Consider the following 258-nt stretch of genomic DNA (forward strand, 5'->3'; position numbering starts at 1 on the left):
GTCTTTGTGGAGCTTATTAATAACATTCGACGCTTCATCAACTTCGTAAGCTAGTTGCTCGATAGTGGCTTTATTTTGATTTGAAATGTCTTTAACGCGCTCGGCTTCTTTATCGGCATTTTTAATCTCATGTAACGCCTGTTGAGCGCTATTACTTACCGTTTGTGATGTACTACTCATTTCTGTTGTTGCTGTAGCTGCCTGTTCAACTTGTGCTTGCTGATTACGAATTGCTTTACTTGATTCGCCAGTAATTGT

The 258-nt window shown here is 39.5% G+C and carries 1 pseudogene; it reads right to left on the reverse strand.

Features of this window, described 5'->3' with window-relative positions:
- Positions 1 to 258, reverse strand: a pseudogene (locus AAEY62_RS23310) (methyl-accepting chemotaxis protein); the annotation flags it as partial.

The sequence above is a fragment of the Pseudoalteromonas sp. GW168-MNA-CIBAN-0100 genome (assembly GCF_040309225.1).
GTDB lineage: Bacteria > Pseudomonadota > Gammaproteobacteria > Enterobacterales > Alteromonadaceae > Pseudoalteromonas > Pseudoalteromonas arctica.